The organism is Mangrovibacterium sp., from assembly GCF_059905295.1.
In genome coordinates this window covers 1-7,410 of record NZ_JBZQJF010000065.1, presented here as the reverse complement: position 1 = coordinate 7,410, position 7,410 = coordinate 1, and the positions used below count along the sequence as shown (strand labels likewise).

Annotated in this window: 3 protein-coding genes and 1 tRNA gene; 3 read left to right on the top strand and 1 reads right to left on the bottom strand. The window is 43.2% G+C overall.

Annotated elements, in window-relative coordinates; all coding sequences use genetic code 11:
• The first annotated feature begins 173 nt into the window (after positions 1 to 173).
• A tRNA-Phe gene (locus tag AC37HE_RS03645) sits at positions 174 to 246 on the top strand.
• A gap of 615 nt (positions 247 to 861) precedes the next feature.
• Here AC37HE_RS03645 and AC37HE_RS03640 read toward each other — a convergent pair.
• On the bottom strand, positions 862 to 3,354 hold the full coding sequence (locus AC37HE_RS03640; RefSeq protein WP_500781424.1) for a M1 family aminopeptidase: 2,493 nt from the start codon (positions 3,352 to 3,354) through the stop codon (positions 862 to 864).
• A gap of 514 nt (positions 3,355 to 3,868) precedes the next feature.
• Here AC37HE_RS03640 and AC37HE_RS03635 point away from each other — a divergent pair.
• A complete protein-coding gene (locus AC37HE_RS03635; RefSeq protein WP_500781423.1) occupies positions 3,869 to 5,425 on the top strand; it encodes an ArnT family glycosyltransferase in 1,557 nt (518 codons plus the stop codon).
• Positions 5,426 to 5,726: 301 nt separating this feature from the next.
• The coding region (locus tag AC37HE_RS03630; RefSeq protein WP_500781422.1) for a glycosyltransferase family protein at positions 5,727 to 7,410 on the top strand (1,684 nt) is incomplete at its 3' end.

Genomic DNA, 7,410 nt, shown 5'->3' with positions numbered 1-7,410 from the left:
CTTCGGGGCCAGGTGGCACCACCGGTAGGGAACGATGCAAATCGTTCCCTTTTTTTGTTTTAGTTGAGAACGCGAAAATATTTTTTGAACGAAAATGCAAAAGGATTCGTAACTCTAAATTTTTCTACTATATTTGCGACCGCAATTACGAAAAATCGCAGTTGCATACCAACGGTGCCATAGCTCAGTTGGTAGAGCAATGGACTGAAAATCCATGTGTCCCTGGTTCGATTCCAGGTGGCACCACCGGAAGGGAACGATTAAAATCGTTCCCTTTTTTGTTTTTGATAAAGAAGATTAGAAATCGTACATCTATCATAGATCGAAGCTGGAAAAGCAGTTGGTTGTTGATTTGCTTTTAAGATTCAAAACTTAATGTGCTGGTTCCATCGAAGGGAATGATGGACCCCGGATTTTTATGCAAGTTATTAGGCGGTAGACTAAAACGATGATGCCATTCCAGGACCCGCAATTACTCAGCGAACTTCCGCAATTACTCAGCGAACTGCTGCAATTACTCAGCGAACTGCCGCAGTAGCTTCGCGAACTTTCGCAGTTGGTCCGCGAACTGCTGCAGTTACTCAGCGAACAGCTGCAGTTGGTCCGCGAACAGCCGCAGTAGCTCAGCGAACTGCTGCAATTGCTCAGCGAACAGCCGCAGTAGCTTCGCGAACTTGACATTACCTAATGTTTGGTAGGGGGCACTTATAAACTATTTTAACATCCCTTTGCAGGCGTTAACGCAGGCAGGTTGTATCTTTGTTTCATACAATAGGGACAACAATTAAGAAGTTTTTTTTCATAGAGATAGGTTTGGTTAAGTGAGAAAAGGATGGTAGAGGCCATCCTTTCTTTTTTGTGCTAATTTGTTTTGTTGATTACTCCATCGAGATATTGAATTTGGGCTTCCATCTGACTAACCAGCTTCCCTTCCTGTTTGTTTTTTTCTTTTGATGCTCTTAATTCCAATAACCCTTTGTCAATATCTTTTGCAACTGCGGTGGACCAGGCGGCTGCCACATCCCTAAATTCGAGTATTAGCTGGGTTCCTTTTTCAAAATTTTCGAGCTTGTTAACATGACCCAGGTACTCCATGAAATTTTTATAGCTTCTACCTTTATCATATATACTCCCCTGATCAAGTTGTGCATAAATCTCATCAAAGTCGTCATCCGTTTTAGTCAAAAAGTCGGCTCGTTCAACAGCTCTGGCCAAAAATCCCATTGCATCTTTCTTTAGTTTGGGTAATGATTTCAGGGCTTCTGTTGGATCCAGATCCAGAAGGGCGTTATAGGCTGCACCGGCAACACTGTACGACGAGTCGGTCAGATATTCGGTGAACAGGTTTTCGTATTTGCCATTTTTGCGTGATCCCAAAACATTTAATGCTGTAGCGCGAATGATTTTTTTCGGATCATTTTTGACCATATCCTCCACTTGGGTAAGCAGTTCTTCAGAAGGATCGCTGTCCTCCAGTTTGGTCAGTATCGTTCCTCTTATGCGATAATTCTGATCCTTTAGAGCAGTTTGAAGAAAAGCTGTTACGCCAGTGCTATCGAGTGGTTGCATTAGAGCAAAATCAACTGCTTCCCTTCTGTCTAGGTAATTTTGAGCATGTTGATATTGAAATACAAATTCATCAAAAGACTTATGGTCGTTTTTGTCGGCGAGTAAAGCTTTTTTTGCATCAAAATTGACCAAGTCCGGTTTGTTTTCGACATAAAAGCGAAGGGTGTCATCTTTATTCTCGATCCAGCGGAAATAATGTTGAGTTTGTCCTCCCTCGTAAATATCGATCCATACCGGCAGTTTGAAGATTTGGCTTGTTTGCTTTTGTTCCACATAGACTAATTCCTGTTTGCTTGCTTTGTCATAATGATAGTTGATATCAAGTCGGGGATGGCCCACACCATAATACCATTCGTTGAAAAACCAGGCCAGGTCTTTCCCACTGACATCTTCGCATGCTTGTTGCAGTTTTCGGGCATTGCCTGTACCAAATCGGTTTCGCTCCAAGTAGGTTTGCAGGGATTTGTAAAACGCTTTTTCCCCCAAAAAGTCGCGCAGCATATATAAAATGGCTCCACCTTTATTATAGCTCACCAGGTCGAAAACGTCTTCGCGATTGGCATAGTGGTAGCGAACCAGTGGCTTTATCGTATCGTTGCTGTTGGATTGGTACCGGCTTTTGCTGGCATAAGCATAACCCATTCCTTCGTCTTTCCCGTAGCGATGCTCCATCCACATAATCTCGCTGAAGTCGGCAAAACTTTCGTTTACTGTAATGTTGCTCCAGCTTTCGCAAGTTACCAAGTCGCCAAACCACTGATGAAAAAGCTCATGTGCAATAACGGGTTCCCAGTCATTGCCATCGGTTAATTGGCGGGCATTTAAACGGGCTCGGTCGCCATGCAGTGTCGAGGTTGTATTTTCCATAGCACCGCTGACAAAGTCCCGACCGGTTATTTGTGAATATTTAACCCAAGGATAGTCAACTCCAAGTTTTTGAGAAAAATAGGCTATCATTGCCGGAGTTTCGCCAAATGTTTGAAGCGCCTGATCCTTGTAGGGTTTCTCTACATAGTACGAAACCTCTTTTCCTTCGTAGGGTTTATCTTTTACAATCGCATAGTCGCCAATGCCCATGAAGAAAAGATAAGGCGCATGGGGTTGCTTCATCTCCCAACGGTCGGTTCGGGTGCCGTCGTTATTCGTTTCTGAAGAGGTCATCAGCCCGTTGCTTAGTGTAACGTATTGCTTGGGAACTGTTAGCGTGAATTCGGTTGTTGCTTTCTGGTTGGGTTTGTCGATAATTGGGATCCAGCCACTGTTGCTTTCGGTTTCTCCTTGTGTCCAGATTTGTATCGGTTTCTTTGGATCTTCTCCGGTTGGATTGATGAAATAAAGTCCTTTGGCTTCGGTGATAGCCATACTTCCGGCTTCCTTTATTTTATTTGGGTTGGCCGTATATTCGATGTAGAGGTTGTAGTTTTCGTTTGCAGTAAACGTTCGTCCCAGGTGGATGGTTAACTGAAGACTGTCGTAACGAAAGTTGAGTGATGTATTTTGCTTTTTTTCAATCAATTGTACCGTGTGTATATCCATGCTTTTAGCATCTAGCACCACGCTGTCCACCGGGTAGATATGCGGTTTGAGGGTTAACCACTCTTTCCCGATTAGTTGTGCCTTGGAGTAATTAAAGTGAGCATCGAGCTTCACATGTACCATGTCGTTTACTTTTTCCGGAGTTGCCCGGTAGTTTGTTTCCCAATCTTCGATGGGTGAAATGTGCTGACTGAAACCACTGGAAATACCCCAAAGTAGGATGGCTAATAACAGCGAAATTTTTTTCATACGATATCCATTTATGCGGTGATAGATCATGATTGTCCCCGGTATCTATTCGGTCTGTTTCCCGGAGTATTGATTCGATTGTCTTGATGTAGAATAACATCAAACTAATCTCTCTGGTTCAGTATGTTATTGAGTTGGAGATTTATCAGATCATCAAAAGAAAGAGAATCTGGGCATGCTCTACGGTTTCTTGGGTAATGGTAGGTGAAGGTGGAATGCTAAAGTCAGGAACTCAATGAATAGATCCCGGGGACGTGTTTTGTGGTTGGAGACCTTGGTGCCCACAAGTGTTCAGACTGGAGACGGTAGATAAAAACCGGATTAAATTCGGTTCAGTTGATGTTGTTGGTATGCTCTTTATGAATGCGCGAAATGAGCAAAATCACATTATATTTGTTCCTTGATTCCTGATTGAGCGGATGAATGTTCGCTGGCGGCAACTGTATAGGATGCAATGGCTGGTTGTTGAAGGGGTTTTGAATTATAAAATGTGTATGTATTAAAGCTTGAATGAATGAAGTATTTTTTCCTGGTATTGCTTTTCGGTGTGCTTTTGTTTTTCTCGTTTTTAGGTGGAACCAGCGTTTTTCAGGTGGCCGAAGCGCGTAATGCTGAATGCGCCCGAGAGATGATGGAAAACAAAGAATGGGTTGTACCGACCTTCAACGGGGAACTGCGAACCGATAAACCAGCACTTGAGTATTATGGAATGATGGTTGGTTATTGGCTGCTGGGAGTTAACGAAGCCGGAGCCCGGTTGTTTTCTGCCTTGTGTGGTTTGTTGGTGGTGCTGGCGACCTTTTGGATTGCCCGTCGGCATTGGAGCGAAAAGGCAGCCTTTTGGTCCTCGCTTGTTTTGTTGTCTTCTATGCATGTTATTATTCAGTTTCGACTGGCAACTCCCGATCCGTACCTTATTCTTTGCCACACGCTGTCTATCTACTTCTTTTTCGAAGGATGGCATTCGCGTCGTTGGAAATGGTTTGCAGCCATGTATATTTTCCTTGGGTTGGGCATTTTTGCCAAAGGACCGGTAGGGTTATTATTGCCGGGCTTGACCTTTTTACTGTTCATGCTTAGTACTAAAACCTTGACATGGAAACGCCTGTTGGAACTTAAGCCGTGGTGGGGTGCTTTGTTGATTGCTGTGGTGGCTGTCCCCTGGTATTATGCCGTCCATGTCAAAACCGGAGGTGAATGGACCCGTGCCTTCTTCCTGGAACATAACCTGAATCGTTTTGATGAGGGACTGAGAGGACACCGTGGCCCCTTTGTAATGCCGTTCCTCTTTTTGATGGGGGGCTTATTACCGTTTTCTGTTTTTGCGATTCGAGCTTCCAAGAGTGCTTGGCAACAACGGAAAAATAACCCGCTTCTATTGATGGCTGCCCTGTCGGCTATTGTTATTGCTGTTTTTTATGCTTTTTCGCAAACTAAATTGATCAATTATACGGCGCCGGCCTATCCCTTTTTGGGACTGCTGATCGGTGGTTTTATTGCCGGACTTAGAAACGATGTCGAGGCGTTGCGCAAATCACGAATTGAAATTTTCATCATGGCTTTCCTTGCCATCCTTATGCCGGTTGGTGTATTCTTTTTCGTTAAAAATACCCCGCCTTTGCAAAATATTGGGTGGATTTCCTGGTTTATGGCCTTGTTGCCGGTTGGAGCTGTCATCTCGCTGGTGTTGCGGCGGAAATCGACTGAATACAGCTTGCTTGCCATCTCCGCTGCTTTTATGCTTACAACAGTTCTTATTCTTTGGAAGCCTTTCCAGATCATCGATGATCAGTCTCCAATTCAGAAATACGGACAAGTGGTAAGCCAGCATAAAGAAGTGGTTGCTTTTAAGGATTTCGATCATGCTTTTGCTTTTTACGCGCAGAAGCGGATTCCTGTTTTTCAAACAGAACAGGAATTGGACGACTTCCTGGCCAAACATGACGACGTGCTGGTGCTGAGTCGGGACCGCGATTTGAGCTATATGGATACCATTCCAAATTTGCATTGTATTGGAGTGGGGCGTGATCTGTTTAGCCGTCGCTCAAGTGGAGTGTATGTCAAGCCTTGAAAAATAACTATTTATAACTTTTATATCGACCGTGCTTGGCGTTTTTATCACTGTTAAAGGTGATTGCGCTATAGGTCGAATTTTATGTCGTATAAAACTATTTTGGAACAAGCACTATTGTTCCATTTTTCCTATCTTTAAAGTACTGAAGGGACTTTCCCGAATTGCGGTTCTCAATATATTATCTCAAGTAGTGTTATGGTGGATTCGATGATATGCCGAATGCTTCTTAATTGATTAAGGCTGCATGAAACGTTTTGGGTAAAATTGAGCTTCGGAACAAAACTAAAAAAACCTAACTATGACAGAGCTAATGGACGAAGATGGAGGTGTTATCCTTACTCAGGATGACTTAGATAACAGCATGTTGTTTGAAGTCGCTTGGGAAGTGTGCAACCAAGTTGGTGGTATTTATACTGTTATTCAGTCGAAAGTGCCATCGGCAATCAAAACCTGGGGTGAGAATTATTTTGTAATGGGCCCTTATTACTACGAGCAGGTTGCAACTATTTTTGAAGAGGAGCCAGACCCTGAGGGGGGTGTTGGCGATGTTTTAAAAGAAATGCGTGCTAATGGATTTCATGTGCACTACGGGCGATGGCTGATTGATGGAAGACCTAAAACAATCCTGTTTGATGCGTGCGCAGTTGATGACCGATGGGCTAATTATAAATACCTGTTTTGGGAGCACCACCATATCTCAATACCTGATAACGACGATTTAGCGAACAAAGGGATCGCTTTAGGTTTTATGGTATATGAGTTTTTCAGGTTGCTGACCGAGCGAGACGATATTGATAAGAAAATCATAGGACATTTCCATGAATGGCTTGCCGGTGTTGGTATTCCGGAGATTCGAAAATTCAATCTTCCAATTAAGACCGTGTTCACGACACACGCTACAATGTTGGGGCGTTATCTTGCGATGAACGATTCGCAGTTTTACGACAACCTCCCATTTTACGATTGGGAAAAAGAAGCGAATCATTTTAATATCAGACATATTGTAGATATTGAGCGGGCTGCGGCTCATGGATCACATGTTTTTTCTACGGTTAGTGATATTACGAGTCATGAGTGTGAGCATCTTTTGGGGCGTAAACCAGATGTTATTCTTCCTAATGGGTTGAATATTGATCGTTTTGAGGTGTTACACCGATTCCAAAATACGCATCAACAGAATAAGGAGAAGATTCATGATTTTGTGAGGGGGCATTTCTTTAGCAATTATTCATTTGACTTAAACAATACCCTTTATTTTTTTACTTCCGGTCGGTTTGAATATTATAATAAGGGCTATGACTTAACGCTTGAAGCGCTTGCTCGCCTGAACTGGAAGATGAAAGAACAAAACATCGATAAGACAGTCGTTTTTTTCTTCATCACCAGAAATCCGTATACGTCTATTAATCCCGGGTTGCTGCAATCGAGAGCCTTACTCGAAGAGATTCATCGTAACTGTGATGATGTGCAAAAATCCCTGTCTAAAATCTACTTCGAGAAAACGATTAGTAGTAAAAACGGGGTCGATATGTCCGAATTGACAAAGTTGGTCGACGACTACAAGCTAATTCGATTACGCAGGAATTTAAAGTCTTGGCGTACAGATAATATGCCGCCGGTAGTTACCCACAACCTGGTGGATGAAGGGAAGGATCCCATCATGAATTTTCTGAAGACATCTCATCTGTTGAACTATGCTGAGGATAAAGTGAAGATCGTTTATCATCCTGATTTTATTTCAACAGCGAATCCGCTATGGCGAATGGAGTATTACGACTTTGTGCGAGGATGTCATTTGGGAGTTTTCCCAAGTTATTACGAACCATGGGGCTACACGCCACTGGAATGTTGCGTTAGTGGTTTACCTTCGGTTACTTCCGATTTATCCGGTTTTGGTGCCTATGTGAACAGGGAATCAGAAAAGGCGAAGAAAGCCGGGGTGAACGTGATTTCACGAAAACATCGGTCGATGTACGATGCAG